This is a genomic window from Streptomyces sp. 4F14, assembly GCF_048159485.1.
Lineage (GTDB): Bacteria > Actinomycetota > Actinomycetes > Streptomycetales > Streptomycetaceae > Streptomyces.
Map to the genome: position 1 here is coordinate 330,105 of NZ_JBLRVY010000005.1, position 26,443 is coordinate 356,547.

Below are 26,443 nucleotides of genomic sequence, written 5' to 3' on the forward strand. Positions count from 1 at the left end.
TAGATCCGGTGCGCACCTCACCGGTACAAGGCCCGCAGCCCCAGCACATCCCCCTTGCCCAGGCTCCGCGCCCGCGTCGAGCAGGCGAACGAGTTCGTGTACATCGTCAGGTTCTCGTGCCCGGCCCCCACATGCCCGAGCCCGAACACGTGCCCCGCCTCGTGCGTCCCCACGGCCCGTACGTCGTACGCGTCGGCGCACCGCGCCCCCGGAGCGTCCGTGAACCGGTGGTGCCGGGTGTTGAAGCGGACGTCCGCCTCGATCAGGTCGTTCGGCCCGCCGTCCGGCATCGTCACGGCCCACGAGCACGTGACGGCGACGACGTCCTCGGGCAGCTCCCCCGCGTCCCACACGCTCACCCCGTCCCGCGCGGAGCACCGCCCCGCCCGGTCGATCCCGGCCTCCCGGTCGGTCGCGGACAGGTACCGTGCCCGGGGCCCGGCCCCACCGCTGAGCCCGCAGTCGTTGCGCTCCCCGGTGATGGCCCCGATCGCCTCGTCGAACACCTTGCGCGCGGCGTCCCGGGACAGCCCGCCCGGCATGGCCCCGTCCCCGACGTGCCAGAGGTACGTCCCGTACTCCTTGTGCCCGGCGGTCGAGTACGCGGTGTCCGCGCAGGCGGCCCGCGCGGAGCCGGCCGCCGGTTCCGCCGCTGCCTCCGTCGCCTCTCTCTCGTACCCCACGGCCCCCTCCGCCGGACGGCTCGCCACCAGCGACCCCAGCAGCACGACCACCGCCCCCACCCTGCCCAGCAGCCCCAGCACGGCGACGCCCTCCCCTGATCCGGCCTCGTGTCGAACGCGGCAGAGCCTAACCGCGCCCGCGCGCGGGCCCGTTCACCCCCGAATCGGCGTTGAGCGATTGCTCAAACAGGTGTAGCGTCACGCGCAGAGAGTTTGAGCGACTGCTCAAAGACCGTCTCCACCAGGGGGATTACCGATGGGGCTCTACATAGAGGCGCACATCCGCGCCGACATGGACGACCTGTGGACCCGTACGCAGACCCCGTCCGAGCATCAGCGCTGGGACCTCCGGTTCACCGAAATCGACTACCTCCCGCGCGCGCAGGACGAGCCGCAGCGCTTCCGGTACGCCACCCGCGTCCTGCCGTTCGTGACGGTCTCCGGCACGGGAGTCGCCGCCGGCGAACGCGAACGCCCGGACGGCACCCGGACATCGGCGCTGCGCTTCGCCTCCCCGCACCCCCTGTCGTTGCTCAAGGAGGGCAGCGGGTACTGGCGTTACGTCCCGGAGGGCGACGGCGTCCGGTTCATCACGGGGTACGACTACCAGCCGCGCTGGGGACGGTTCGGCCGGGTCGCGGACCGGCTCCTCTTCCGCCCGCTGATGGTGTGGGCGACGGCGTGGTCCTTCGACCGGCTACGGCTCTGGCTGGAGCGGGGCATCACACCGGAACGGGCGCTGTGGAACTGGATCGCCGAACTCGCCTTCAGGGTGGCCGTCCTGGTGACCGCCGTGACCGGTCTGGGCCTCGGCCCCCTCGCCCGCTACACCCCGCCGCTGTACTACCTCTTCCCCCAACTCCTCCTGGTCGCCGCCTGCATGGCCGTCTTCAAGGCGCACCTGTCCTGCGTCCCGTCCGCCCGCCGCTGCGTCCGCCGCGCCCCCGCCCGCGCGCGTGCGCCCCGCCTGATGCGCGCCCTGGAGACCCCGCGATGACCTCCATCTTCCGTACGGCGATGGGCGACGCGGAGTTCGACCGCCTCCACCCCGAGCTGCGCCGCCGCTTCTCCGTGGGCCTCGCGAGCGGCGAGGCGTGCACGGGGCGGGGCGTCATGTCCCGTATCTGGCACGGGCCCGCGTTCGTGAAGCCGTTCCTCGCGCTCGGCACGACCCGCAACATCCTCGTCCCCCGCGCGGGCCGCGACATCCCGTTCGTGATCGAGAACGTCCCCTACCTCGACTCCTACGGCCGTGAAACGGTCACGTTCGTACGGACGTTCCGCTTCCCGTCCCGCCAACTCCGGTTCGACGCACAGATGGTGCTGGGCTCCCCTGGCACGATCCTCGACTACCTCGGCACCCACCAGCACCTCGCCACCGACCTCCGCCTCCAGGCCGAACCCGACGGCTCCCTCCTCATCCGCTCCGGCGAACACCGGTTCCGGGAAGGGCCGTTGGACGTGCGGGTGCCCGAACTCATCGGCGCCGACGCGGAGGTGCGGGAGTCGTACGACGACGCCGCCGGGGTCTTCCGGATCCAGGTCCGTGTCGTCAACCGGTGGTTCGGGCCGCTCTTCGGGTACGAGGGGTGGTTCCGGGCTTCGTACAGCGACGTACGAGACTGCGGGGTACGGGCCGGGCTGCGGCCGGTGAGAGAGGAAGCGCGCGCATGAGTCCTTCGCAGGAGACCCGGGTCAAGTTGCTGGAAGGGGCCTTGCGGACGCTCACCGAGCAGGGCATCGCCAAGACGTCCGCGCGGTCCGTCGCCGCGGCCGCCGGGGTCAACCAGGCGCTGGTCTTCTACCACTTCGGCTCCGTCGACGAACTCCTCGCGGCGGCCTGCCGGTACGGGGCCGAGCAGTCCGTCTCCCGGTACCGGGAGCGGTTCGAGGAGGTGGGGTCGCTGTCCGAACTCCTCGCGCTGGGACGGGAGATCCACGCCGCCGAGCAGGGTTTCGGGCATGTGGCCCGGCTGGGGCAGCTGCTCGCCGGCGCGCAGACGCATCCCGCGCTCGGGCCGGCCACGGCCGCCGGCCTCGACCTGTGGATCGTCGAGATCGAGAAGGTGCTGCGGAGGGTGCTCGGGGGGACGCCGTTCGGGGAGTTCACGGACCCCGCGGGGCTGGCGCGGGCGGTCGCCGCTTCGTTCGTGGGGATCGAGCTGTACGAGGGAGTGGATGCGGAGGGGGCTGGGTCGGCGTTGGCCGCGCTGGAGCAACTGGGGTTGCTGGTGGGGGCGTTGGAGGAGCTGGGGCCGATCTCACAGCGGGCTGTGCGGCAGTATTTGCGGCGGAGTTCGCGGCAGGAGCGGTGAGGTGGCGGGTGCGGGTTCGTTTTCCAGGCCGTCAGCGCGTTAGGTGCGACCAGTCGAGCCCGCTCGTAAAGCTCCCGCGCGGTGCTGTTCTTGAGGTGTGGTCGGATTAGCCGGAACATTTCTTTGACGTGCTTGTCGACCTGCCCGGATCGAATCGCAGGATAGCCATTCAGCACTTTGTTCCATGCGGCACAGGCTTCATCCAGATATCCCATCTCCAGTTGACGTTCGGCCAGCATCCCACTGAATCGCATGCCGCTTCGAGTGGATTCGTTCTCCGGCTCTCGCAAGCGGAAGTGAAGCTGGAGATGGTCAACGCTTCCGGCCACATCCCCTAGCGCATACCTGACCTGCGCGGTGTGATATGCCAATGTGGCGGCACTGTATCCACCGAACGTTTGATGCCTGCTTTCCGCCTTGCTCATGGCGGCTTCGGTTTCCCGGATGCTTTGGAGCGCGTTGTGCCGATCGCCTGCGACAGCGTAGGAATGAGCCTGCTGTCCGGCCATGAAAGCTTTCATCCTTGGCCCGGCTGTAGGGGATGCTTCACTGGCCGCATTGGCCCAAGTCACCGCTGTTGGGCCGTGTCCCAAGTCGACAGACTGGACGGACATCCCCCGGAGGATGTGGCAGTAAGTCAAGTGGTCGTCGCTTGCGCCGGCGAGTTCTAGGCCCTTCACGTAGTACTGCTGGGCACTTCCATGAGACCCCTCGTCGACGGCCAGACCATCGGGAATGTACGGGAAGAACCCCTGTCCGAAGTCTGGGGCGGCCTTCGCATGGGAGAGGTGCTGGCGGAGATTCGCGCTGTCCTGGGCGAGGTAGCACAGTCCTGCACACCCCCTCAGTAGGCCGACAACCCGGCTACGCTCGGCACGCCGGTTCAGTTCGCCGCGATGATCAGGAGCGCGTACATGGACGACCACGGAGACGACTTCGGGCCGTGGGGCTGGGAGAGCAAGAGCACTGCCGTGCAGCGGACCGAAGAAGAATGGGCGATGATCGCTCGCTATATCCGGCACGCGGCGAACAAGGTCGGCCCGAGTCTTCCGGTGTGTCTCCCTGGGGAACCGAAGGAATGCGGCCGAACCGCTCAGCAACACGTACTGGCGTGGTCGGCGCATCTCAAGGCCGTGGCGCACCACCTGATCGAGCAGTACACGCCGAGTGAAGCTCGCGGCGCGCACGCCGCCGGCCCGCTGTACCAACGGAGGCTGGCCGAGCTGCGATCCCACGACGACTCGCAAACCGTCTCGTCCTGATCGACGCACCCCGGCCGCGGCCCCGTCCGTACGTCTCTTCACGGCGTACGGACGGGGCTTTTCCGTGTGCGCCTGCGACGCGCAGATAACCCCCCGTCCGGCGAAAGTCCCACCGTTGGACGAAAGTCCCACCCGCCTGGCCCCACCCCGTTCGACACTGTCCGATATGTCCATTTTCGTGTGGGTATCGGCCCGTCAGGTTCACCCCGGACGGCAAACGCTCAGAGCGGACCCCGGGCCTCGACCACTCCCACTTCTTGGAGGGCGTTGTGCGGCCTGAGGGCTACGACTACGACACCCACAGCAGGTTGGCCGGGCCGCTCACGGAGCCGGCCGGAGCGCCGTACCGGGTGCAGTACATATCGCTGCTCTCCCGCGAGCCCCACCGAATACGCGCCGTCCTGCTGATGAGCCTCGCGCCGGTGCTGACCGCGCTGCTGCTCGTGTACCTCGTGTGGCCCAGTCACTGGGTGGAGCGCGAGGGCGGCGACGCGTGGATGGTCCACCTCGACATCGCGATGCTCATAGCCATCGGGCTGATCGAGCTGTTCATGGTCGTCAACGTGGCGTCGGTGGCGCATGCGACGCTGGTCGCCCGGGACCCCGTACCCGTCATACCCGAGAGTGATACGCGCGTCGCGTTCCTCACGACGTACGTCCCCGGGCGTGAGCCCCTCGCGATGGTGCGGGCGACCCTTGAGGGGGCCGTACGGATCCACCACCGGGGGCCCCTGGACGTGTGGCTTCTCGACGAGGGGGACGACGAGCAGGCCAAGGCGCTCTGCGCGGAGCTGGGGGTGCGGCACTTCACGCGCAAGGGTGTTCCGGAGTGGAACCGGGCCAAGGGGGTGCACAAGGCGCGGACCAAGCACGGGAACTACAACGCCTGGATCGCCGCGCACGGCGACGCGTACGAGTTCCTCGCCTCCGTCGACACCGACCACGTACCCCACCCGGACTACCTCGAACGGATGATGGGGTACTTCCGGGACCCGGACGTCGCGTTCGTCGTAGGACCCCAGGTGTACGGGAACTACCACCATCCGGTGACGAAGGCCGCCGAGTCGCAGCAGTTCCTCTTCCACGCGCTGATCCAGCGCGCGGGCAACCGCTACCGGGCGCCGATGTTCGTCGGCACCAACAACGTCGTACGGATCGCGGCCGTGAAGCAGATCGGCGGGCTGTACGACTCGATCACCGAGGACATGGCGACCGGGTTCGAACTGCACCGGCGGCGCAATCCGGTGACCGGGCGCAAGTGGCGGTCGGTGTACACGCCGGACGTGCTCGCGGTCGGGGAGGGGCCCGCCTCCTGGACGGACTTCTTCACGCAGCAGTTGCGGTGGTCGCGCGGGACCTACGAGACGCTGTTCAAGCAGTACTGGAAGGCGCCGTTCACGATGCCTCCCGGGCGGCTGTTCTCGTACACGATGATGCTCGTCTACTACCCGATGACGGCCGTCAACTGGCTGCTCGGCATGGTGAGTTGCGTGCTGTTCCTGTGGTTCGGCGCGTCCGGCACGCAGGTCGCCGCCTCCGTGTGGCTGATGCTCTACAGCGACGCCGCCGCCCTCCAGATCGGCCTGTACCTGTGGAACCGCCGCCACAACGTCTCCCCGCACGAGCCCGAGGGCTCCGGGGGGCTCGCCGGGATGGGCATGTCGGCCCTCTCCGCGCCGATCTACCTCAAGTCCTTCGGCGCGGCCCTGCTGCGCCGCCCCAGCCGGTTCGTCGTCACGCCGAAGGGCGCCGGCGTCAGTGCCGACCGCCTGACGACCTTCCGCGTCCACCTGTTCTGGGCGGCCGTCCTCATCGCGTCGCTGGCCGCCTCCGCGGTCCTCGGCCACACCCACGTCGCCATGCGCACCTGGGCGGTCCTCGCCACGGCGATCTCCCTCGCGCCGGTCGCGGTGTGGATCGGCACGGGGGTCAAGGAGCGGCTCGCCCGGCCCCGTACCCGTACCGCCCGGGTAGCAGAGGCGCCCGCCGTCGAACCCGCCCTCGCCCCCGTCTCCGGCACCCCGACAGGAGGCAACTAGCCATGCCCGTCCACCAGAAGACCAAGAAGACCGTCCTGGGCGTCGGCGGGATCGCCATCCTCGCGAGCCTCAACGCGCCCGCCGCGCTGGACTTCGTCGGCGAGCGCTACCACGCCTACAAGATCGCCCAGCCCGAGTACCGCGCCAAGTACGGCAGTTGGGCCCAGGTCGACATCCCCGAGCAGTACCGCACCAACGCCATCCACGCGGCGCTGCTGCACACCGGGAAGGTCCTCATCGTCGCCGGCTCCGGCAACGAGCAGAAGAAATTCGACGCCGGGTCCTTCGACACGGTGCTGTGGGACCCGAAGGCGAACACCTTCAAGAAGATCCCCACCCCCGAGGACTTCTTCTGCTCCGGACACGCCCAACTCCCCGACGGGCGGCTCCTGGTGGCGGGCGGCACGGCCCGCTACGAACTCCTCGACGGGGAGGTCGACCGGGCCGCCGGCGGGATGCGCGTCAAGAACGAGAACCCCGACAAACCCATGGTCCTCAAGAAGGGCACCCGCTTCCGCTCACCCGCCGGCGTCGAGTACGTCAGCAAGTTCGACGTCACCGTCCCGAAGGCCAAGCGCGGCTTCAAGGTGACGTACAACAGGCGCGGCGTCATGCAGCCCTGGCAGACCCGGGTCACCGCCAGCGAGGTCCGCGTCTTCGTCGAGGCCGCCGAGAGCGGGCCGATGTCCGCCACCGACAAGCAGGCCCAGTACGAGATCGTCGGGCTCACCGGCAAGGACGCCGACAACACGTACGGGCTCAGCGAGAAGATCACCCTCGACAAGCAGGACTTCCAGGGCATCCGCGCCGCCTACGAGTTCGACCCCGTCGCCGAGCGGTACGTCCCCGTCGACCCGATGGCCAAGGCCCGCTGGTACCCGACCCTCGTCGGGCTCGACGACGGGCGCGTCCTCGCGGTCTCCGGGCTCGACGACGTCGGCGTGGTCGACCCCGGGGACAACGAGATCTACGACCCGCGCACCAAGAAGTGGACGCCGGGGCCCAAGCGGTACTTCCCGACGTATCCGGCGCTGTTCCTCACCAAGGGCGGGAAGTTGTTCTACCCCGCCTCCAACGCCGGGTACGGGCCCGCCGACCAGGGGCGTGAGCCGGGGATCTGGGACCTGAAGACCAACACGTTCCAGAAGGTGCCGGGGCTCAAGGACGCGGACGCGACGGAGACTTCGGCGTCCGTGCTGCTGCCGCCGGCGCAGGAGCAGAAGGTGATGATCCTCGGCGGCGGGGGAGTGGGGGAGTCGAAGAAGGCGACGTCCCGGACGGCCGTGATCGACCTGAAGGAGGACAACCCCTCCTTCAAGGACGGGCCCGACCTGCCCCAGGGCACTCGGTACTTGAACAGCGTCATCATGCCGGACGACACCGTCTTCACCTCCAACGGCTCCTCCGACTACCGGGGGCGCAGCGCCAGCAACATCCTCAAGGCGCAGTTCTACGACCCCAAGGGCAACGTCTTCCGGGAGGCCGCCGAACCCGTCGTCGGCCGCAACTACCACTCCGAGGCCCTGCTGCTGCCCGACGGGCGGGTCGCCACCTTCGGCTCCGACCCCCTCTACGACGACCAGCAGAACACGAAGCTCGGGCACTTCGAGCAGCGCATGGAGGTCTTCACGCCGCCCGCGCTGCACAAGAACGGCCAGGACCGGCCCGTCCTCGACGAAGGGCCCGGCGTTCTGCCCGACGACCGCAGAATCACCTACCGCACCGACCGTCCCGAGCGGATCGTCTCCGCCCGGCTGATGCGGCCCAGCGCCGTCACCCACACCACCGACGTCGAACAGCGGTCCATCGCGCTGGAGTTGACGAAGGGGAGGGGGGCCGTCACGTTCACCGTGCCGGACGACCCGGCGCTGGTGCCGCCCGGCTGGTACATGGTGTTCGCGACGGACGCGGCCGGCACACCGTCGGAGGCGAAGTGGATCCAGGTCAAGTGAGCGTCGGTCACTTCGAGTTGCGGGCCAGCTCCAGCGCGTACGCCGGCCACCACTGCCCCGCGTCCGGCCCGCCCCCGCACGTGCCGTCCGACTCGCCCGGCCGTTTGATCCACAGGTAGGCATCCAGAGCGGGTTCCCCGGTTTCGGTGGTCGGCCGGGTGCCCAGGGCCCGCCCCGGAGGGTTGCACCACACCCCCGGGAGCGGGCCGTTGCCGTTGCGGCTGGTGTCGACGACGAAGTGCTTTCCGCCCAACTGGGCGGAGAGGTCGAGTCCGTAGCGCTTGACCGCGTCGTCCGGCTGGAAGTTGGAGACGTTCAGGGCGAAGCCGTCCGCCGCGTCGACGCCGGACCGCTTCAGCGGCTCGACCAGCTTCCACGGCTCGCGGATCCAGGACGGGTTGCCGGCGTCCAAGTACACCTTCGTGTGCGGCTGCCGCTTCAGCCGGGTGATCGCCGACGCCAGCAACTCCTCCCGCTCGCCGTGATATTCACCCGGCGTACATCCGTCCACGATGTGCGCGACCGCGTCCGGCTCCAGCACCACCAGCGCCTTCGCGTCCCCGATCGCCGACGCGAACCTCCCGATCCACGCGAGGTAGGCGGCGCCGTCCGCCGCGCCGCCCGCCGAGTGCTGGCCGCAGTCGCGGTGCGGGATGTCGTACGCGACGAACAGTGCCGTACGGTCCTCGCGGGCCGCCGCGGACGTCGCCGCCGACACAGCAGGGCCGGGGTCGATCTCGCCCGCCGGCCACAGGGCCACGGGCTGGTCGGCGATCCTGCGCAGCAGCTCCGCGTCGGAGTTGCGGCCCTCGCGCTTCCACAGCTGGACCTGGCGGGCGGCGTTGCTGTCGGGGTCGACCCAGAAAGTCCGGGTGGGGGCCCGCTTCTTCGGGGGCGCGGCGACCGATGCCTCCTCGGGCGCCGGGGAGGAGGAGCAGGCGGCGGTGAGGGAGAGGAGGACGAGAGCGAGGAGTGCGTGGGCTGGACGGGACATGCCGCTCCCTGCGAACGGAGGTGGGGGACCCTCGTTGCATAACGCGTAAAGGGGGACGCACAAAGTCAAATCGCCGCCCGTTCGGGGAACATCGCTCAGGAAGCCGTTCCCGGTCCTGTTTCCGGACCGATGTGTGAGACGTGGCTGACCAGAATGTGACCGGCGGGTAGGGTCTGATGCCGTGCCGAAGCCCCTCAGTCTCCCCTTCGACCCCATCGCCCGCGCGGACGAGCTCTGGACGCGGCGGTGGGGGAACGTGCCGTCCATGGCCGCGATCACCTCGATCATGCGGGCCCAGCAGATCCTGCTCGCCGAGGTCGACGCGGTCGTCAAGCCGTACGGGCTCACCTTCGCGCGCTACGAGGCCCTCGTCCTCCTCAACTTCTCCCGCGCCGGCGAACTCCCCATGTCGAAAATCGGCGAACGCCTCATGGTCCACCCCACCTCGGTCACCAACACGGTCGACCGCCTCGTCCGCTCCGGCCTCGTCGCCAAACGTCCCAACCCCAACGACGGCCGCGGCACCCTCGCGTCCATCACCGACAAGGGCCGCGAGGTCGTCGACACGGCCACCCGGGACCTCATGGCGATGGACTTCGGCCTCGGCGTGTACGACGAGGAGGAGTGCGCGGAGATCTTCGCGATGCTGCGCCCCCTGCGGGTGGCGTCGGGCGACTTCGAGGAGGAGTGACGTGCGGTGCGTGGAGGGGATCACCGCCCCCTGAGCGCGGGGGCCGTGAGGGTCAGACCGCGGCCGGCTTGGTCGCCTGGTCGTCGATGACCAGCGGGGTGATCTCGCGGGTGATGCGGCGTTCGACGAAGAAGGCCGCGGTGGGGATGGTGCCGGCGAGGAGGACCCAGGCGAGGCGGGGGAGGGGGAACTTGGCCTTCGTGCCGAGGTCGAACGCGAAGACCAGGTAGACGATGTACAGCCAGCCGTGAGCGACGCCGACCACCGTCACGAAGCTGCCGAACCCGTCCAGGTCCAGGACCCGCTTGCCGATCACGCCGATCGTCAGCAGGACGAGGAGTACGGCGGTGACGTAGGCCATCACGCGGTAACGGGTCAAGACGCTCTTTTTCATGCCGTCGAGGGTAGCCGGTGGCCCTCACCCGCCCGCGCGCCGGGACCCCCTTCACTTGGCGATCTCTTTACCTCACGCCGTAGCCGCAGGCAGCCCGCCCAGCAGCAGCCGCGTGAACGTCCGCACCCACTGCTCGTCCGCCGGTTCCGCGCTCACCAGCGTGCGGTGGACGACCGCCCCCGCGACGACGTCGAAGATGAGGTCGACGGTCCGCGCGGACTCCGCGGAGTCGTTCTCCGGCGGCAGCTCACCCCGCGTCTGCGCCCGGGACCGCCCTTCGAGGACGAGCCGCTTCTGCCGCTCCACGATGGACGAGCGGATGCGTTCGCGCAGCGCGTCGTCGCGGGTGGACTCGGCGACGACGGCCATGAGCCCGCTGCGGGCCTCCGGCCGGGCCAGGATCGCCGCGAACTGGAGGACCACCCCCTCGATGTCCGCGGTGAGGCTGCCCCGGTCGGGGAGGCGGAGTTCGTCGAAGAGTTCGGCCACCGCGTCGACGACGAGTTCGTTCTTGCCGGCCCAGCGGCGGTAGAGGGTGGTCTTCGCGACGCCGGCGCGGCTCGCCACGTCCCCGAGCGTGAGTTTCGACCAGCCCAGCTCCACCAGCGCCTCCCGCGTCGCGGCCAGGATCGCGGCATCCGCGGCGGCGCTGCGCGGACGGCCCGGACGGGGGGCGGGGCTGCGGCTCTGCATCGGACGACCATAGCGGCCGTACCCGGGCATCCGGCCCCGCCCGTTATTCGGTGGAGCCCGGTGAGCGGGTGCGGTGAAGATGGTGGAGTCGTGAGGGAGATCACCGGGAAGGACTCCCGCGAGGCGCACGCCGCGCATTACGCTACGGGTCGTAGCGAAAGCTCGGCAGGGAACCGGCACGGCCCGCGACAGACGTACGCGAGCGGTCCGGGACCGGAGGCCGGCCGGTACGCGGGGTGGGGACCCGGCGTCGTACGGCGGACCGTTCGGGTTTTCGGGACCGGTGGACGGCTGCCCGCGCCACCGCCGGGGCAAACCGCCCCGGGCCTCGGTGCGACGAGGCTCACGGACCGCTTTTCGCACACGCGCGGGATCGGGGGAGGATAGACGCATGCAGCCACGGAACATGTCCATGAGCGGAGTCGTCGACCTCGCCGCGGTGAAGGCGGCCCAGGAGGCCAAGGTCAAGGCGGAGCAGGCGCGCGCCGAAACCGCCCGCCAGGGCGGCGCGGGGGCGATCTCCCCGGCCGACCTCGTGATCGACGTCGACGAGGCCGGGTTCGAGAGTCAGGTCATCCAGCGGTCCGCCGAGGTCGCGGTCGTCATCGACTTCTGGGCCGAGTGGTGTCAGCCCTGCAAGCAGCTCAGCCCGGTCCTGGAGCGCCTCGCGGTCGAGTACGACGGCCGCATCCTGCTCGCCAAGATCGACGTGGACGCCAACCAGATGCTGATGCAGCAGTTCGGCATCCAGGGCATCCCGGCCGTCTTCGCCGTGGTCGCGGGCCAGGCGCTCCCGCTCTTCCAGGGCGCCGCCCCCGAGACCCAGATCCGCCAGACCCTGGACCAGCTCGTCCAGGTCGCCGAGGAGCGCTTCGGCATCACCGGCCTGACGGTCGACCCGGACGCGGAGCCCGGCGCCGCCCCGCCGCCGGCTGAGGCCCCGGCGGGGCCCTACGACGCGCTGCTCGCCGCCGCCGTCGACGCGCTGGACGCGGGTGACCTGGGCGGCGCGGTGCAGGCGTACCAGAACGTCCTGGCCGACGACCCGGGCAACGAGGAGGCCAAACTCGGGCTCGCGCAGGCCGAGTTGCTCCAGCGGATCCAGGGCCTCGACCCGCAGGCCGTACGCCGGGACGCGGCGGAGAAGCCCGCCGACGCCGGCGCGCAACTCGCCGCCGCCGACCTGGATCTGGTGGGCGGTCATGTCGAGGACGCGTTCGGGCGGTTGATCGAGACGGTGCGGCGTACGTTCGGTGACGACCGGGACGCCGTACGCGTGCGGCTGCTCGAACTCTTCGAGGTGATCGGGCCCGACGATCCCCGGGTCGCGGCGGCGCGGCGCGCGCTCGCCCGCGCGCTGTTCTGACCAGTCGCTAAACCTCCGGTGCCGAGGTACCGGAGGGAAAGTTCGGTCGCCTGGACGCTTTTGCGGCCACGCTTTACCAAATCTTGGTAAACGTGGCCGCTGTTACTTCCAGTAAGTCGAGGCTGTTGGTCTGCCGGATTCTGTCCCACTGTCAAGTGATTTGTCCTGGGCAGGGATGTCGCGCTCGGTCGCCGGTCGAGACCTGTGGGTCGTCGGACGGTTATCCGGCCGTTACTAGCCAGTAACGAACCCCCTTGTGCGGGCGGCGAGAATGCACCACGATCGGCGACGCTCGGTCCATTCCCGTTCCCCGGCAGCCGGTCGGGACACGGGTCTGATGGGTCCCCACCGGGCAGAGCCGACGGCAGCGTCGCCGGCTCTTCAGGGCAGGGGGGTCTTCGCCCGAGGGTGGAGCCTGTCCGGCAAGGTTGCGCGTGATGCGTGTCAGGCGCGACCGAGTGGTAGTCGCTCGGGGGTGATCGCCGGTGATCTCAGGCGCGGTTCGCGCTTTTCGAGCACAGGCGTTCCCCTTCCCGAGGACGTAGCACTTCTCCCATCCCTGCCTGGCCGGGCCGCCGTTCAACGGGGCTCGCCGGAGCGGGATGTACGTCCGAGAAGGAGGAAATGATGGAGTCCCAGGTGCGTGGCGGGACCAGATGGAAGCGGTTCGCTGTGGTGATGGTGCCCAGCGTCGCCGCCACGGCGTGCATAGGCGTGGCCCTGGCTCAGGGTGCGCTCGCCGCGTCGTTCAGCGTTTCGGGCCAGTCGTTCAAGGTCACGGCCGACGAGCTCGACGGCCAGGGTTTCACCCAGTACGGCGCGATCGACTCGGGATACACCCTCACCGGTGAGAAGACCGGTCACCCGGTCGCGGTCTCGTCGTTCGACTCGGCGACGATCAAGAACCTGTGCCAGTCGGTCGTGACCCCGAACATCCCGCTCATCGGGTCGGTCACCCTGACGCTCAGGGCCGGTAACAGCGATGACAAGAAGCAGCAGGTGTCCGCGGACAACCTGTTCATCGACATCGCCGACCTTGAGACCAAGAGCGCGACGTTCGGGAACATCGACATCGGTGTTGCCGCCGGTGACACCGGCAACCCTGAAAAGGGTGGCAAGGGCATCGGCATGAAGGGTGGCAAGGAGCAGGCCAACCCGTACGGCTTCGCCCAGCAGGCCGACACCGCTGTCCTGACCGGTGTGAAGCAGACGGCGTGGGCGACCACCGCCGGAACCTTCACGCTTCCCAATCTGAAGATGAAGATCGATCTGGGCAGCAAGGAGTGCTACTAGGCACGAGGTGACGGGCGGGGGTGCCTTCGGGCTCTCCCGCCCGTTCCCCCTATCCGGCCGACGTACACACTCCCCTCGCAACCGCGACACCACTTTCACCACAGCAAAGCCGCACCAGGGAGCTGTTTTCCATGAGCGCCATCTCTGCCGCCCCCGGCCTGTTCGCCCGAGGGAGGTCGCGGTTCAAGGTCTGGCGGGGCACCCGGCCGTTCTGGGCGGGCCTCTATGTCATGCTCAGCGGTTTTCCGATCATGTACTTCCCGTACGCGCATGTGCAGATCGGTCATCTGACGGTGGCGATGGCCACCACCGCGGGTGCGGGCTCCCTGATCATCGGGGTGCTGCTCGTCACCCTGGGGATCAGCCTCTGGTTCCAGCAGCACATTCGCACCTTCGCCGGGGTCGCCGCGATCCTGCTGTCCCTGGTCTCTCTCCCGGTCTCCAACTTCGGCGGCTTCGTCGTGGGCTTCCTGCTCGCCATGTTCGGCGGCGCGATGGCCGTGTCGTGGGCGCCGGGCAAGCCGTCCGAGGGGGCGGCCGAGGAAGTCGTACCGGCCGCCGACGAGGCGCCTCGGGCGGCTGTGGAAGCGCCGGAGACGGAGGCCGTGGTGGACGAGCCGAAGGACCTGTCAGGAACGAGCCCGGCCAACGGGGCGAACGGGAGGCGCAGTGCCGACTGACGAGGGCACCCACGGGGTGGACGCCGACGGGTCCCGGGAGAGAACCGGACCGCGCCACGCGGCCCCCAGGAAGCCGCTGCTCGCTCGGCTCCATGTGCCGGCGGGCAAGGCGATAGCCCTGGCCGCGATGCCGACGGTCCTCGTGGGGATGGGGCTCACGTCGACGCTCGCGCGCGCCGAGGGGCAGCAGCCGGTCTCCTCGAAGAGCCTGACGGCCGAGGAGTACCAGGCGTGTGTCGAGGCCATGGCGAAGGACCCGGACGCCTCGCCGTCGCCGTCCGCGAGTGAGTCGTCCGGGTCCTCGTCCTCCGACGACGACAAGAAGGACGACAAGGCTTCCGGCAAGGACTCCGCGGCGTCGGATTCAGGTTCCGACGAGAAGGGTTCGGCCGGGTCCGACGAGAAGGCGTCCGACGACAAGGCCGTCTCCCCGTCGCCGTCCCCGACCGCGTCCGGCGGCGGGACCGAGGAGTCCGGCGGGGGCGCCGGCGCCTCGCCGAGCCCGTCGCCGTCGGCCTCCGCCCCCGCCTCCGAGGAGTCGAAGGGGCTCCTGGAGACCATCGGGGACGCGATCACGGATGTGTTCACCGGGGGCGGCGACAGTTCCACGCCGTCCGCGAGCCCGTCGCCGTCGGCCTCGCCGGGCGCGGACAGTGCCGCGGCCGGGAAGAAGGAGGCGACGGACAAGGACGCCGGGGGCACCGAGAAGGAGTCACCGGCGGCGGACGACAAGGCGTCTCCGTCTCCCTCGCCGTCCGCCGGCGAGTCGTCCGGGTCCTCCGACGGCGACCAGAAGGACGACGGCAAGAAGGACGAGGACGAGAAGGAGGCCGACGCCTCCCCGAGCCCCTCGCCCAGCGCGAGCACGGACGTGGACGACTGCCCGGCGGCGGCCACGGACGACGAGGCGGCCGGCATCGACAACAAGATGCGGCTGCCCGACGACCCCTGGTACCTCAACGCGAGCGGGCTCACCCTCAAGGGCGCCGACTACCAGGGCGTCGTCAAGGTCAAGACCGCCAACGGCACCGTCAAGGAGGTGCTGAAGTACGTCATCTCGGACGGGACCGACATCGACGACCTGCACCAGACGGTGATCGACAAGCAGGCCGCCAAGACCTACCACGTCAAGGGCGCCAAGGGCTCCAAGTCCACGATCACCGGCGGCGACACGGTCATGTACACCGAGAGCATCTCCGGCAACCTCTTCGGCCTGCTCCCGGTCACCTTCAGCCCCAAGAGCCCGCCGCCGCTGAACATCCCCTGGATCTACTTCAGCAACGTCAAGGTCACCCAGGCCGGCCAGTTCGGCGGCACCTTGACCATCCCCGGGATGACGCAGTCGATCACCTGACGCCCCGAACCTCTCCGGGAGCCGCACACGAGTGATGGCCCGGTTCTCCTCGAATTCGCCGGGGGAGCCGGGCCATCACTCTTTGTCAAGCTCATGATCATTTTGTAGAGGGGTGTTCACGTTATGAGCGACGACTGAGGGCGCCCCCGCTACAACAGGGGGCGCCCTCAGTGTCGTTCACGCCGGACTCAGTCCGTCGAGCCGCCCGCGATGTGGTGGACGCGGAGCATGTTCGTGGTGCCGGGGACGCCGGGCGGGGAGCCGGCCGTGATGATGACCGTGTCGCCGGGGGTGAAGCGGTTGATCTTGGCGATCTCCTGGTCGACCATCTCGACCATCTCGTCGGTGGAGTTGACGAAGGGGACCACGTGGGACTCGACGCCCCAGCTCAGCGTGAGCTGGTTGCGGGTGTTCTCGTCCGTGGTGAAGGCGATGATCGGCTGCTGGGCGCGGTAGCGGGACAGGCGGCGGGCCGTGTCACCGGACTGCGTGAAGGCGACGAGGCCGCGGCCGCCGAGGAAGTCGGCGATCTCGCAGGCCGCACGGGCGACCGAACCACCCTGCGTGCGCGGCTTCTTGCCGGGGACGAGCGGCTGGAGGCCCTTGGAGAGCAGCTCCTGCTCGGCCGCCGTGACGATCTTCGACATCGTCTTGACGGTCTCGATCGGATACGCGCCGACGGAGGACTCCGCGGACAGCATGACCGCGTCCGCCCCGTCGAGGATCGCGTTGGCGACGTCGGACGCCTCCGCGCGCGTCGGACGGGAGTTGGTGATCATCGACTCCATCATCTGGGTCGCGACGATCACCGGCTTCGCGTTGCGCCGGCACAGCTCGATGAGGCGCTTCTGCACCATGGGGACCTTTTCGAGCGGGTACTCGACGGCGAGGTCACCACGGGCGACCATCACACCGTCGAACGCCATCACGACGTCCTCCATGTTCTCCACCGCCTGCGGCTTCTCCACCTTGGCGATGACGGGGACCCGGCGCCCCTCCTCGTCCATCACGCGGTGGACGTCGGCGACGTCCTTCGCGTCCCGGACGAAGGACAGCGCGACCATGTCGCAGCCCATGCGCAGCGCGAACCGCAGGTCCTCGATGTCCTTGTCGGACAGCGCGGGCACGTTCACCGCGGCGCCCGGCAGGTTGATGCCCTTGTGGTCGGAGATGACGCCGCCCTCGACGACGGTCGTGCGGACCCGGGGCCCGTCCACCGAGAGGACCCGCAGTTCGACGTTCCCGTCGTTGATGAGGACCTGGTCGCCGGGCGCCACGTCACCGGGCAGGCCCTTGTACGTCGTACCGCAGATCGTCTTGTCGCCCGGGACGTCCTCGGCGGTGATGGTGAACTCGTCACCGCGCACCAGCTCGACGGGGCCCTCGGCGAAGGTCTCCAGGCGGATCTTGGGGCCCTGGAGGTCGGCGAGGACGCCGATCGCCCGGCCGGCCTCCTTGGAGGCGGCGCGGACCCGGTCGTACCGGCCCTGGTGCTCGGCGTGGGAACCGTGGCTGAAGTTGAAACGGGCCACGTTCATGCCGGCCTCGATCAGCGACACCAGCTGGTCGTGGGAGTCGACCGCGGGGCCGAGAGTACAGACGATTTTCGAACGGCGCATGAGTCGATCCTATCGGTTTGTTTCGCTACGGAATATTCCGTCTGGCGGAATGTACAAATGGGCGGGTTCGCGCTCAGTTGCCTACCGACGGGTCCGGATTTCCCGCACCGGATCCGACGACGGCGTACGTCTGTGTCGCTATCTCCAGTTCCTCGTCCGTCGGCACGACGGCCACCGCCACCCGCGCGCCCTCCGGCGAGATCAGCCGCGCCCCGTCGCCCCGTACGGCGTTGCGCGCCGGGTCCACCGCGAGGCCGAGCCCCTCCAGGCCCGCCAGCGCCGCGGCCCGCACCTCCGCCGCGTTCTCCCCGACACCGGCCGTGAACGCGACCGCGTCGACCTTTCCGAGCACCGCGTAATACGCGCCGATGTATTTCCGCAGACGGTGGACGTAGATCTCGAAGGCGAGTTCCGCCGCCTCGTCGCCCTCGTCGATACGCCGCCGGATCTCCCGCATGTCGTTGTCGCCGCAGAGCCCGACGAGCCCGCTCCTCTTGTTGAGGAGAGTGTCGATGTCGTCCGTGGACAGCCCGCCAACCCGCGCCAAATGGAAGATGACGGCGGGGTCCAGGTCACCGGAACGCGTACCCATCACGAGCCCCTCCAAAGGCGTCAGCCCCATCGAGGTGTCCACGCACCGGCCCTCCCGCACGGCCGACGCCGACGCCCCGTTGCCCAGGTGCAGCACGATCACGTTCACCTCCTGCGGCGCCCTGCCCAGCAGCTCGGCCGTCGCCCGGGACACGTACGCGTGCGACGTGCCGTGGAAGCCGTACCGGCGGATGCGGTACTCGTCCGCCGTCGCCACGTCGATCGCGTACCGGGCCGCCGACTCCGGCATCGTCGTGTGGAACGCCGTGTCGAAGACGGCGACCTGCGGGAGGTCGGGGCGCAGCGCCCGGGCCGTGCGGATGCCCGTCAGGTTCGCCGGGTTGTGCAGCGGGGCGACCGGGATGAGGCGCTCGATCTCCGCGAGCACGGCGTCGTCGATCACGGTCGGCCGTGTGAACGTCTGGCCGCCGTGCACCACGCGGTGGCCTATCGCCGCCAGCTCGGGGGAGTCCAGGCCCAGGCCGTCCGTCGCCAGCTCCTCGGCGACGGACTTCAGCGCGGAGGCGTGGTCGGCGATCGGGCCGGTGCGCTCGCGGGTGACGTCGCTCGTCAGGTCCGTGTGCTTCAGGCGGGACGACTCCTCGCCGATCCGCTCGACGAGGCCCGTGGCCAGCCGGGTGCCGTCGGCCATGTCGAGGAGCTGGTACTTGACCGACGACGAGCCGGAGTTGAGGACGAGGACACGGGTCGCGGTCACTGGGCTGCCTTCTCTGCGAGCGGGGTCTGTGCCTGGATCGCCGTGATGGCGACGGTGTTGACGATGTCCTGGACCAGCGCGCCCCGGGACAGGTCGTTGACCGGCTTGCGCAGGCCCTGGAGGACCGGTCCGACCGCGATCGCGCCGGCCGACCGCTGCACCGCCTTGTACGTGTTGTTGCCGGTGTTGAGGTCCGGGAAGATCAGCACCGTCGCCTGCCCCGCCACCTCCGAGCCGGGCAGCTTGGTCGCCGCCACCGACGGCTCCACCGCCGCGTCGTACTGGATCGGCCCCTCGATCTTCAGGTCGGGCCGGCGCGCGCGCACCAGCTCGGTCGCCTCGCGGACCTTGTCGACGTCCGCGCCCGAACCGGACGTGCCCGTCGAGTACGACAGCATCGCGATCCGGGGCTCCACCCCGAACTGGCCCGCCGTGGCCGCCGCCTGGATCGCGATGTCCGCGAGCTGCTCCGCGTCCGGATCCGGGTTGACCGCGCAGTCGCCGTACACGAGGACCTTGTCGGCGAGGCACATGAAGAAGACGGACGACACGATCGACGCCTCCGGCTTCGTCTTGATGATCTCGAAGGACGGGCGGATCGTCGCCGCCGTCGAGTGGACCGAGCCGGAGACCATGCCGTCGGCCAGGCCCTCCTTCACCATCAGGGTGCCGAAGTAGTTGACGTCCGAGACGACGTCGTACGCCAGCTCTACCGTGACGCCCTTGTGGGCGCGCAGGGACGCGTACGTCTCGGCGAAGGCGTCGCGCAGCTCGCTCGTCGCCGGGTCGATCAGCTGGGCGTCGCCGAGGTCGATGCCCAGGTCGGCGGCCTTCTTGCGGATCTGGTCGACCGGGCCCAGGAGGGTCAGGTCGCACACCGAGCGGCGCAGCAGGACCTCCGCCGCGTGCAGGACGCGCTCCTCCGTGCCCTCCGGGAGGACGACGCGGCGGCGGTCCGAGCGGGCCTGCTCCAGGAGCTTGTGCTCGAACATCATCGGCGTGACGCGGTCGCTGCTCGGCGCCGAGACCCGGGTGAGGAGGTCCGCCGTGTCGACGTACCGCTCGAACAGGCCGAGCGCCGTCTCCGCCTTGCGCGGGGTCGCCGCGCCCAGCTTGCCCTCCAGGGAGAAGAGCTGCTCGGCCGTCGGGAAGCTGGTCCCCCGCACCGACAGCACCGGCGTCCCCGGCGCGAGGCGCGCGGCCAGCGTCAGGATGTGCTCGTCCGGCACCTCGTCCAGCGTCAGCACCACGCCCGCGATCGGCGGGGTGCCGGCGCTGTGCGCGGCCAGCGCGCCCACGACCAGATCCGCGCGGTCGCCCGGCGTCACCACCAGGCACCCCGGGGTCAGGGCGGCCAGGAAGTTCGGCAGCATCGCGCCGCCGAACACGAAGCCCAGCGCGTCCCGGGCCAGCCCCGAGTCGTCGCCCAGCAGGACCCGCGCGCCCAGCGCGTGCTGCACCTGGGAGACCGTCGGCGCCGAGAGGGCCGGCTCGTCCGGCAGGACGTGACAGGGCACCGGGAGCCTGTTCGCGAGGCGGTCCGCTATCTCCTCCCGGTCCTCGCGGGCTACCCGGTTCACGACCATCGCCAGCACGTCGCAGCCCAGGCCGTCGTACGCGCGGAACGCGTTGTGGGTCTCCGCGCGGACCGACTCCGCGGTCTGCCTGCGGCCGCCGACCACCGGGATCACCGATGCCCCGAACTCGTTCGCCAGGCGGGCGTTCAGCGAGAGTTCGTCCGGGAACTGGGTGTCCGCGTAGTCCGTGCCGAGGACCAGGACGACGTCGTACTCCCGCGCGACCTTGTGGAAACGGTCCACCAGCGTCGACACCAGCTCGTCCGTGCCCCGCTCGGCCTGGAGCGTCGACGCCTCGTGGTAGTCCATGCCGTACACCGACGACGGGTCCTGCGCCAGGCGGTAGCGGGCGCGCAGGAGTTCGAAGAGGCGGTCCGGGCCGTCGTGCACCAGGGGGCGGAAGACGCCCACGCGGTCGACCTGGCGGGTCAGCAGCTCCATGACCCCCAGCTCGACGACCTGGCGGCCGTCGCCGCGGTCGATCCCGGTCACGTACACACTGCGCGTCACCCGTCGTCTCCGTTTCCTGTCGGTCCCGTGCGGTCGATTCGTGCTGTCGATTCGTGCTGCTGTGAGGGGATCGTTCCGAGCGGCCCGATCGGTTCACGAAGAGTCACCCACTCAGGTGAGCAGAACCCTCTTGACAATACCCCTGGGCCTGGATAAGGCGCCCGTCAGTCCAAGGGCGGACACAGCGGCATGAAAGAATCCAAGAAGGCTCACACACACCGACAGCGAGCAGGAGACACAGCACGATGCGCATCGGAGTCCTCACGGCGGGCGGCGACTGCCCCGGCCTGAACGCAGTGATCCGGTCGGTCGTGCACCGGGCGATCGACAACTACGGCGACGAGGTCATCGGCTTCGAGGACGGCTACTCCGGCCTCCTCGACGGCCGCTACCGCGCCCTCGACCTGGAGTCCGTCAGCGGCATCCTCGCCCTCGGCGGCACCATCCTCGGCTCCTCCCGCCTGGAGCGCGACCGGCTGCGCGAGGCGTGCGAGAACGCCTCCGACATGATCCACGAGTTCGGCATCGACGCGCTCATCCCGATCGGCGGCGAAGGCACGCTCACCGCCGCGCGGATGCTCTCCGACGCCGGCCTGCCCGTCGTCGGCGTACCCAAGACCATCGACAACGACATCTCCTCCACGGACCGCACCTTCGGCTTCGACACGGCCGTCGGCGTCGCCACCGAGGCGATGGACCGCCTCAAGACCACCGCCGAGTCCCACCAGCGCGTCATGGTCGTCGAGGTCATGGGGCGCCACGCCGGCTGGATCGCCCTCGAATCCGGCATGGCCGCCGGCGCGCACGGCATCTGTCTCCCCGAGCGCCCCTTCGACCCCGCCGACCTCGTCAAGATGGTCGAGGAACGCTTCGCGCGCGGCAAGAAGTTCGCCGTCGTCTGCGTCGCCGAGGGCGCGCACCCCGCCGAGGGCTCCATGGACTACGGCAAGGGCGCGATCGACCAGTTCGGCCACGAACGCTTCCAGGGCATCGGTACGGCGCTCGCGCGCGAGCTGGAGCGGCGCCTCGGGAAGGAAGCCCGGCCGGTCATCCTCGGCCACGTCCAGCGCGGCGGCACCCCCACCGCGTACGACCGCGTCCTGGCCACCCGCTTCGGGTGGCACGCCGTCGAGGCCGCCCACCGTGGGGAGTTCGGCCGGATGACCGCCCTGCGCGGCACCGACGTCGTCATGGTCCCGCTCGCCGAGGCCGTCACCGAACTCAAGCGCGTCCCCGTCGACCGGATGGACGAGGCCGAGTCCGTCTTCTAGACGCCGCTCGCGGGCAGGCTCCCTCCATGGACGCACTGTACGAAGCCGGCGACACCCTCGACCCCCACACCCGCGCGCGCCTTCTGGCCCCCAACTTCTGGCATCTCGCCACGGTCGGGCCGGACGGTGCGCCCCAAGTCTCCCCGATGTGGGCGGACTTGGTGGATGACCATGTGGTCGTCAACACGTCCGTCGGGCGGGTGAAGGAACGCAACCTGCGGCGCAATCCGTGGGTTTCGCTCTCCCATCACGATCCGCAGAATCCGTACGACCGGGTCGAGATCCGGGGGCGGGTGGTGCGGTTCGTGGAGGGGGAGGAGGCTCTTCGCGGGATGGACCGACTCACCCAGAAGTATCTGGGGGTGGAGCGGTATCCGTGGTTGATGGAGGGGGAGCGGCGGGTGATCCTGGTCATCGAGCCGGTGCGGGTACGGCGGGTGGTGGGGGTGGAGCCGTTTCCGCAGGGGGTGCTGTGACCGTCGGCGGGGACCATCTCGACTTCGGTGGCGCCGAGTTCCACGGGATCGTCGTCGCCAAGGGAGAGGTCCACCAGCACGCGGTGCTCCCCGAGGCTCTCGACGGACTCCCCGCGCGGACCCCCGGATTCACCGGACGGGACGCTGAACTCGCCGCGCTCCTCTCCGTGCTGGAGCCGGCCTCCCGGATCCCCGCCGCCGCGGTGTCGGGGCTCGGCGGGGCCGGGAAGACGGCGCTCACCGTCGAGGCGGCCCACGAGGCGTGCGCGCGAGGGTGGTTCCCCGGCGGAGTGCTGTTCCTGGACCTGCACGGGTACGACGACGAGTCCGTCTCCGGCGCTCTCGCCCTCGCGGCACTGCTGCGGGCCATGGGGACCCGGCCGGAGGACATCCCCGCGCGCGCCGACGAACGAGCCTCCCTCTACCGCTCGTTGCTCGTCCGGCGTGGCCGGGAACGAGGTGCCGTGCTGGTGCTGGCCGACAACGCCTCCTCGCCGGACCAGGTACGGCCGTTGCTGCCGGGGGACGCCCGGCACCGGCTGCTCGTCACGTCCCGCACCGTGATTCCTCAACTCGGAGCCCGGCTCGTGGTGTTGGGGGAGCTGAGCGCCGAGGAGTCCCGGGTGCTGCTGGACCGTGTGCTGCGTGTCGCCGATCCCGGGGACGAGCGGGTCGCGGCTGAACCCCGACAGGCCGCGATGCTCGCCGAGTTGTGCGGAAGCCTGCCGTTGGCTCTGCAGATCGCGGCGGCATTGTTGGCGGTTGAACGGGGGCGGTCGGTGGGGGAGTTCGTCGTCGAGTTCGGCGGGGCCCGGGACCGGCTCGAACGCTTCGACGACGGGGAACGGAGCGTACGGGCCGCGTTCGACCTGTCGTACCGTCAGTTGTCCTCAGGACAGGCGCAGTTGTTGAGGCTGCTCGCAGTGGCTCCGGGAGTCGAGGTCGGGGATGAGGTGGTCGCGGTTCTGGCGGGTGCCGCGGAGCCGCCGGTCCGGGATCTGGGAGTGCTGACTCGGGCGCATCTCGTGGCGAGGGCGCGGGGAAGATGGCGGATGCACGATCTCGTGCGGGCGTACGGGCTGGGGATGGCGGGTGAGGCCGAAGAGGCCGCTCGGGGGCGGGTGTTGAGGCACTACGGGGAGCGGGCCGAGGTCGCCGCGGAGTGGTTGCGGTGGCTGCCCGGGGCGCCTGAACCGGGAGGATTCGGGAGCCTGGCCGAGGCGTTGGCCTGGCTGGACGCCGAGCGGGAAGGACTCGTCGCCGCCACGGCGTGGGTCCCTCACGAGGACGCGGTCGCCCGGCTGGCCGCCTACCTCGCCGACTACCTGTCCTCGCGGCGGTGTTTCGAGGACGGGATCACCGTGGGGCGGGCGGAACTGGCGGCCGTCCGGCGACTGGGAGACCGGCGGCGGGAGGCTCGGGCCTGGAGCCATCTCGGCGGCGCGCTGCGGCAGTTCGGACGTACGGAGGAGGCGATCACGGCGCATCGCGAGGCGCGGGGGCTGTGTTCCGTCCTGGGTGATCTGCCCGGCGAGGCGCACGAGTGGGACCGGCTCGGACTCGCGCTGCGGGAGTCCGGGAGGGCCGGGGAGGCGGTCGAGGCGCATACCGTCGCGCGGGACATGTTCGACGCGGCCGGTGACGCGCATCAGGCCGCGCACGCCGGGGACTGCCTGGGGAGAGCGCTGCGGGAAGTCGGGCGGGTGGAGGAGGCCATCACCGCGCATCGGGGGGCACTTGAGGTGTTCGTCGCGCTCGGCGACCGGCACCGGGAGGCACGGTCCCGGGACAATCTCGGGCTGGCGCTGCGGGACGCGGGGCGGGTGGGGGAGGCGGTGGAGGGGTACCGGCGCGCGGCGGGGATCTACGAGGAGCTGGAGGACTGGTTCTGTCTGGAGAGGTCGTTGCGGTATCTGGCCGAAGGGTGTGGGGAGTTGGGGTGGAGGGAGGAGGCTCGGGGGTATGCGCGGCGGGCGGAGGAACTGGGGTCACAGGGGTAGTCGTGCGGCTTCGGCGTGAGCTTGGGCCACGTCGTCGGGGGAACGGGCGAGGGTGAAGGCTTCGACGGCCCGGAGGTAGGAGGCGCGGGCTTCGGCGGGCCGGTCCAGCCGCGTGTGGGTGCGCGCCAGGTGCATGTGGATTCCGCCCTCGCCGTACCAGTCCTCGAAACCCCGGCGGGCCTTCAGTGATTCACCGAAGGCATGGAGCGCCTTCTCGAAACGGCCCGCCCTGTACAGAGCGGAGCCGAGGTTGTTCCACGCGAAGGCTTCACGGTGGCGGGCACCGATCTCCTGGTACAGATCACGAGCCCGGGTGTGGGCGTCGATCGCCTCGTCCAGCCGGCCCGCCTGGCGCAGAGCGGCTCCGAGGTTGTTCCACGCCATGCCCTCGCCCTGCCGGTTCCCGGTCTTCCGGTACAGTTCGCGGGCTTGGACCGCGGCGTCGATCGCCTCGTCCAGCCGGTCGGCCTTGGCCAGGGTGATGCTGAGGTTGTTGGACGCCATGGCCTCGCCCTGGCGGTCTTCGGTGGCACGGGACAGGTTCCGGGCCTGGACATGAGCCTCGATCGCGTCCTCCAACCGGTCCATCTGCGCCAGCGCGACACCGAGCTTGTCCCACGAGAGGGTCAGGCTCACCGGATCCTCAAGGCGTTCGGCCGCGTCCAGAGCGGCGTACGCCACGGTCAGCGCGTCGTCGAAGTACCGCCTTCGGCCGAGGTACGGCGCCAGCCACCCGGCGAGATCCACGGCCGCCTGCATGAACTCTCCGTCCGGCACCCACCCCACGGTGGCCACCAGTCCCGTACGTTCGATGTCCAGCCACTCCAACGCCTCCCGCAGGTCCGCGAAGAACTCCGGTGTCTCATGGCCCGGCAGCCGGGTCAGCCAGCAGTAGGCGGCGAACGCTCGCTCCAGGTGGAACTTCAGCAGTCCCGCCCTGGCCAGGTCTTCCTCCGGGTCGCCGACCGCCAGGCTCGCACCGTACGCCCGTACCAGGTCATGCGTGTGCCACCGCTCGCCACCACGCACCGCCGTGACGAGATACCGCGCGGCGAGGTTCTCCAGCATCGGCAGGACGGTCCTCTCGTCCAGGTCCGCCAGCGCCGCGACCGCGCCGGTGCCGACCTCGGCCGCCGGGGCCAGGCACAACAGGCGCAGGAGGCGGGAGAGTTCGGGCGGGAGACGGTGGTACGAGGTCTCAAGTACCGGACGCAGAGCGAGAGAACGGCCGTAGAGGTCTGTGCCTGGACTCGTGCTGTCGAGGACTGTCGCCGTGTCGCCGGTCTCCCGGATCTCGGTCACCAGCGACGCGATGTCCCGGCCCCGGCGTCGGCGGAGCATCGCCGCCGCGATCTGGAGCGCCAGCGGCAAGTGGCCGCACAGGTCGGTGAGTTCGAGGAGTTGGTGCGGCTCTCGCCGGGGGCGGTCGTCGCGTTCGTCCGTGGTGTGGAGGGCGCGGGTGATGAGGGTGACGGAGTCGGCCGGGGACAGGGTTTCCAGGTCGATCAGGCGGAGGGGGAGGGAGTCGGGGCGGTCGCGGGAGGTGATCAGGATGCGGTGGTGGGTGGTGCTGGGGAGGAGGGGGAGGTACTGGGACGGGTCGGAGGCGTTGTCGAGGATCAGGAGGGTTCGGTCGGGACGGGTCGCCAAGAGGGTGGCGTACAGGTCGTGTTGGCGGTCCGGCGTGGGCGGGAGGTCCTGGCCTTGTACGCCCAGCGCGTCCAGGAGGGCCAGGATCGCCTGGTCCGCCGTGACCGGGTCCTCGTCGTAGCCCCGTAGGTCCACGAACAGGGTCCCTCCGGGGAACCAGCCGTCGGCGCGGGCCTGGTGGGCCGCCTCGACCGCCAGGGCTGTTTTGCCGATGCCTCCCATGCCGGTGACGGCGAAGATCAGGACCGGGGTGGGGGCCGAGTCCGGTGCCAAGTGGGGGAGGAGGCGGGCGAGTTCGGTGGTGCGGCCGGTGAA

The 26,443-nt window shown here is 70.1% G+C and carries 22 protein-coding genes and 1 pseudogene; 14 read left to right on the forward strand and 9 right to left on the reverse strand.

Annotation, left to right across the window (positions count from 1 at the left end):
* Positions 1 to 17: 17 nt before the first annotated feature.
* Positions 18 to 764 carry a matrixin family metalloprotease gene (locus ACLZOT_RS10890; protein ID WP_416968583.1) on the reverse strand — a complete coding sequence of 249 codons (747 nt, stop codon included), beginning with the start codon at positions 762 to 764 and terminating at the stop codon, positions 18 to 20.
* A gap of 175 nt (positions 765 to 939) precedes the next feature.
* On the opposite strand from ACLZOT_RS10890, the gene ACLZOT_RS10895 reads away from it, so the two are divergent.
* From ACLZOT_RS10895 to ACLZOT_RS10920, 6 genes are all read left to right on the forward strand, one after another.
* Complete coding sequence (locus ACLZOT_RS10895) at positions 940 to 1,680, forward strand: hypothetical protein (protein ID WP_416968584.1); 741 nt, start codon at positions 940 to 942, stop codon at positions 1,678 to 1,680.
* The gene (locus ACLZOT_RS10900; RefSeq protein ID WP_416968585.1) at positions 1,677 to 2,357 is read left to right on the forward strand and encodes a DUF4166 domain-containing protein; all 681 of its coding nucleotides are present in this window, start codon (positions 1,677 to 1,679) and stop codon (positions 2,355 to 2,357) included. Before ACLZOT_RS10895 ends, ACLZOT_RS10900 begins: the two co-directional genes overlap by 4 nt.
* Positions 2,354 to 2,998, forward strand: a complete 645-nt coding sequence (locus ACLZOT_RS10905; protein ID WP_416968586.1) for a TetR/AcrR family transcriptional regulator — start codon at positions 2,354 to 2,356, stop codon at positions 2,996 to 2,998. Before ACLZOT_RS10900 ends, ACLZOT_RS10905 begins: the two co-directional genes overlap by 4 nt.
* Before the next feature lie 914 nt (positions 2,999 to 3,912).
* Complete coding sequence (locus tag ACLZOT_RS10910; protein WP_416968587.1) at positions 3,913 to 4,260, forward strand: hypothetical protein; 348 nt, start codon at positions 3,913 to 3,915, stop codon at positions 4,258 to 4,260.
* 269 nt (positions 4,261 to 4,529) lie between these two features.
* Positions 4,530 to 6,299 carry a glycosyltransferase family 2 protein gene (locus tag ACLZOT_RS10915; RefSeq protein ID WP_416968588.1) on the forward strand — a complete coding sequence of 590 codons (1,770 nt, stop codon included), beginning with the start codon at positions 4,530 to 4,532 and terminating at the stop codon, positions 6,297 to 6,299.
* A gap of 2 nt (positions 6,300 to 6,301) precedes the next feature.
* Positions 6,302 to 8,251 carry a galactose oxidase-like domain-containing protein gene (locus ACLZOT_RS10920; RefSeq protein WP_416968589.1) on the forward strand — a complete coding sequence of 650 codons (1,950 nt, stop codon included), beginning with the start codon at positions 6,302 to 6,304 and terminating at the stop codon, positions 8,249 to 8,251.
* 7 nt (positions 8,252 to 8,258) lie between these two features.
* Here the strand turns inward: ACLZOT_RS10920 and ACLZOT_RS10925 are convergent, their stop codons facing one another.
* Complete coding sequence (locus tag ACLZOT_RS10925; protein ID WP_416968590.1) at positions 8,259 to 9,245, reverse strand: glycoside hydrolase family 6 protein; 987 nt, start codon at positions 9,243 to 9,245, stop codon at positions 8,259 to 8,261.
* A gap of 181 nt (positions 9,246 to 9,426) precedes the next feature.
* Here ACLZOT_RS10925 and ACLZOT_RS10930 point away from each other — a divergent pair, with 181 nt between their 5' ends.
* Complete coding sequence (locus ACLZOT_RS10930) at positions 9,427 to 9,936, forward strand: MarR family winged helix-turn-helix transcriptional regulator (RefSeq protein WP_416968591.1); 510 nt, start codon at positions 9,427 to 9,429, stop codon at positions 9,934 to 9,936.
* A gap of 52 nt (positions 9,937 to 9,988) precedes the next feature.
* On the opposite strand, the gene ACLZOT_RS10935 is transcribed toward ACLZOT_RS10930, so the two are convergent.
* The gene (locus tag ACLZOT_RS10935) at positions 9,989 to 10,330 is read right to left on the reverse strand and encodes a DUF3817 domain-containing protein (RefSeq protein WP_416968592.1); all 342 of its coding nucleotides are present in this window, start codon (positions 10,328 to 10,330) and stop codon (positions 9,989 to 9,991) included.
* Positions 10,331 to 10,402: 72 nt separating this feature from the next.
* Positions 10,403 to 11,023: a TetR/AcrR family transcriptional regulator gene (locus tag ACLZOT_RS10940; RefSeq protein WP_416968593.1), complete on the reverse strand. Its 621-nt coding sequence runs from the start codon at positions 11,021 to 11,023 to the stop codon at positions 10,403 to 10,405.
* A gap of 391 nt (positions 11,024 to 11,414) precedes the next feature.
* Between ACLZOT_RS10940 and ACLZOT_RS10945 the strand changes: the two genes are divergently transcribed.
* The 4 genes from ACLZOT_RS10945 (at position 11,415) to ACLZOT_RS10960 (ending at position 15,716) form a co-directional block, all read left to right on the forward strand.
* Positions 11,415 to 12,389 carry a tetratricopeptide repeat protein gene (locus ACLZOT_RS10945; protein ID WP_416968594.1) on the forward strand — a complete coding sequence of 325 codons (975 nt, stop codon included), beginning with the start codon at positions 11,415 to 11,417 and terminating at the stop codon, positions 12,387 to 12,389.
* Positions 12,390 to 13,016: 627 nt separating this feature from the next.
* Entirely contained in the window at positions 13,017 to 13,682 is a 666-nt protein-coding gene (locus ACLZOT_RS10950) for a DUF6230 family protein (protein ID WP_416968595.1), read from the forward strand.
* Positions 13,683 to 13,813: 131 nt separating this feature from the next.
* Positions 13,814 to 14,362, forward strand: coding sequence for a DUF6114 domain-containing protein (locus ACLZOT_RS10955; RefSeq protein WP_416968596.1), 549 nt, complete (start codon positions 13,814 to 13,816; stop codon positions 14,360 to 14,362).
* The gene (locus ACLZOT_RS10960; protein ID WP_416968597.1) at positions 14,352 to 15,716 is read left to right on the forward strand and encodes a hypothetical protein; all 1,365 of its coding nucleotides are present in this window, start codon (positions 14,352 to 14,354) and stop codon (positions 15,714 to 15,716) included. The genes ACLZOT_RS10955 and ACLZOT_RS10960 overlap by 11 nt, the downstream gene beginning before the upstream one ends.
* 188 nt (positions 15,717 to 15,904) lie before the next feature.
* Here ACLZOT_RS10960 and pyk read toward each other — a convergent pair whose 3' ends face one another.
* From pyk to pta, 3 genes are all read right to left on the reverse strand, one after another.
* Positions 15,905 to 17,335 (reverse strand): pyruvate kinase, encoded by a 1,431-nt coding sequence (pyk, locus tag ACLZOT_RS10965; protein WP_416968598.1) that lies wholly within the window; start codon positions 17,333 to 17,335, stop codon positions 15,905 to 15,907.
* A gap of 73 nt (positions 17,336 to 17,408) precedes the next feature.
* Positions 17,409 to 18,644 carry an acetate kinase gene (locus ACLZOT_RS10970; RefSeq protein WP_416968599.1) on the reverse strand — a complete coding sequence of 412 codons (1,236 nt, stop codon included), beginning with the start codon at positions 18,642 to 18,644 and terminating at the stop codon, positions 17,409 to 17,411.
* On the reverse strand, positions 18,641 to 20,731 hold the full coding sequence (gene pta / locus ACLZOT_RS10975; RefSeq protein ID WP_416968600.1) for a phosphate acetyltransferase: 2,091 nt from the start codon (positions 20,729 to 20,731) through the stop codon (positions 18,641 to 18,643). The genes ACLZOT_RS10970 and pta overlap by 4 nt, the downstream gene beginning before the upstream one ends.
* Positions 20,732 to 20,976: 245 nt before the next feature.
* On the opposite strand from pta, the gene ACLZOT_RS10980 reads away from it, so the two are divergent.
* From ACLZOT_RS10980 to ACLZOT_RS10990, 3 genes are read left to right on the forward strand one after another with little or no spacing between them, the layout of a single operon-like run.
* On the forward strand, positions 20,977 to 22,002 hold the full coding sequence (locus ACLZOT_RS10980; RefSeq protein ID WP_416968601.1) for an ATP-dependent 6-phosphofructokinase: 1,026 nt from the start codon (positions 20,977 to 20,979) through the stop codon (positions 22,000 to 22,002).
* A gap of 26 nt (positions 22,003 to 22,028) precedes the next feature.
* On the forward strand, positions 22,029 to 22,478 hold the full coding sequence (locus ACLZOT_RS10985; RefSeq protein ID WP_416968602.1) for a PPOX class F420-dependent oxidoreductase: 450 nt from the start codon (positions 22,029 to 22,031) through the stop codon (positions 22,476 to 22,478).
* Complete coding sequence (locus ACLZOT_RS10990; protein ID WP_416968603.1) at positions 22,475 to 24,478, forward strand: tetratricopeptide repeat protein; 2,004 nt, start codon at positions 22,475 to 22,477, stop codon at positions 24,476 to 24,478. Before ACLZOT_RS10985 ends, ACLZOT_RS10990 begins: the two co-directional genes overlap by 4 nt.
* Here the strand turns inward: ACLZOT_RS10990 and ACLZOT_RS10995 are convergent.
* A complete protein-coding gene (locus ACLZOT_RS10995; RefSeq protein WP_416968681.1) occupies positions 24,467 to 25,819 on the reverse strand; it encodes a tetratricopeptide repeat protein in 1,353 nt (450 codons plus the stop codon). The two genes, ACLZOT_RS10990 and ACLZOT_RS10995, sit on opposite strands and share 12 nt — an antisense overlap.
* Positions 25,817 to 26,407: pseudogene (locus tag ACLZOT_RS11000) on the reverse strand (NB-ARC domain-containing protein); the annotation flags it as partial. The gene ACLZOT_RS10995 and the pseudogene ACLZOT_RS11000, both read right to left, overlap by 3 nt.
* Between the last annotated feature and the right edge of the window lie 36 nt (positions 26,408 to 26,443).